The 1,706-nt window shown below is 62.3% G+C and carries 2 protein-coding genes; one reads left to right on the top strand and one right to left on the bottom strand.

Annotation, left to right across the window (positions count from 1 at the left end; all coding sequences use genetic code 11):
- A partial coding sequence (locus tag HX846_RS36165; RefSeq protein WP_256740393.1) for a LysR substrate-binding domain-containing protein occupies positions 1-596 on the top strand: 596 nt, incomplete at its 5' end.
- On the opposite strand, the gene HX846_RS36160 is transcribed toward HX846_RS36165, so the two are convergent.
- Positions 563-1,706: efflux RND transporter permease subunit (locus HX846_RS36160; protein ID WP_178967340.1), on the bottom strand; the 1,144-nt coding region annotated here is incomplete at its 5' end. The genes HX846_RS36165 and HX846_RS36160 overlap by 34 nt on opposite strands.

Below are 1,706 nucleotides of genomic sequence, written 5' to 3'. Positions count from 1 at the left end.
CGGACGACGTCGAATTCGCCCTGCTGCCGCTGCTGCTCAAGCGCCTGCGGGCCGAAGCCCCCGGCATCGTGCTGGTAGTGCGCCGCGTCAACTACATCCTGATGCCCGGCCTGCTGGCCTCCGGCGAAATCTCCATCGGCGTGAGCTACACCACCGATTTGCCGGCCAACGCCAAACGCAAAGTCCTGCGCCGCAGCAAGCCGATGCTGTTGCGAGCCGACAGCATGCCGGGCTCCATGAGCCTGGATGACTTCTGCGCCCGGCCCCATGCTCTGGTGTCGTTTGCCGGGGATTTGAGCGGGTTTCTGGATGAAGAACTGGAAAAACTGGGCCGCAAGCGCCACGTAGTCCTGGCTGTGCCGCAGTTCAATGGGCTGGGGACATTGCTGGCGGGCACCGATATTGTCGCGACCGTGCCGGACTATGCCGCTGAAGCGTTGACTTCAGCGGGTGGCTTGCGGGCTGAGGAGCCGCCACTGCCGGTGCGCACATTTGAATTGCACATGGCGTGGCGTGGGTCACAGGACAATGATCCGGGGGAACGGTGGTTAAGGTCGCGGATTCAGATGTTCTTCGGCGACCCCGAGAGTCTTTGAGAAACCGCCATCACCGTTACAAATAGCACTGGCACCCACAACACGCCCAGCACTGTCGCCGCGAGCATTCCGCCAATCACCCCAGTTCCAATCGATTGCTGGCTGGCGGCGCCCGGCCCGGTGGCGAGCGCCAGCGGCACTACGCCCAGGATAAATGCCAGTGATGTCATGATGATCGGGCGAAAGCGCAGGCGTGCAGCCTGGACCGACGCATCTGCAAGACGTGCGCCTTGGGCGTGCAGCTCTTTGGCAAACTCGACAATGAGTATCGCGTTCTTCGCCGACAGGCCGATGATGGTAATCAAACCCACCTTGAAATAGACGTCATTGGGCATGCCCATGATGGTGACGGCCGCCACTGACCCCAGCACGCCAACCGGTACGATCAACAGCACGGCAAACGGTATCGCCCAGCTTTCATACAAGGCCACCAGTACCAGCAGGACCGTCAACAGTGATAATCCCATCAACAGCGGCACCTGGGCACCGGATTGTTGCTCCTGCAGCGACAGCCCGGCCCACTCCAGGCTGAAACCGCCCGGCAGTTGCTCCGCGATGTTCTGCAATACCTGCATGGCCTGGCCGGTGCTGTAGCCAGCCGCGGCGTCACCGGTAAAGCGCAGCGATTGCGAGCCGTTGTAACGCACGATCTGCAGCGGGCCGACTTGCCATTCAAAACGGCTGAAGGCTTCGAGGGGCACCAGCGTGTTCTGCCGGTTGAGCACTTGCAGGCGCAGCAGCGCTTCGGGTGTCTGGCGGCTACCGCCGTCAGCTTGGACAATCACGCGCTGCATACGCCCCTGGTTGGCAAATTCGTTGATTTGCTGTGAACCGAGGGCCGCCGATAACGCAGCGCTGACCACATCGAAACTCACACCAAGGGCCTCGGCTTTTTCCCGGTCGATGTCGACTTTTATCTGCGGCGCGTCCGACAGGCCTTCATCGCGCAGGCTGCCGATCACCGGGGACTCTTTTGCGGCAGCGAGCAGTTGCGCGCGGGCGCCCAGCAGCTCGGCGTGACTGTGACCGGTCAGGTCTTGCAGGCGCAGTTCGAAGCCGGCAGACGTACCAAGACCATCGACCGCCGGCGGCACCGTGCTAAATACGGTG

This window comes from Pseudomonas sp. K5002 (genome assembly GCF_013386655.1).
Lineage (GTDB): Bacteria > Pseudomonadota > Gammaproteobacteria > Pseudomonadales > Pseudomonadaceae > Aquipseudomonas.
Note: the sequence above shows the minus strand (reverse complement) of the source record. Positions and strands in the feature narration are given on the sequence as shown.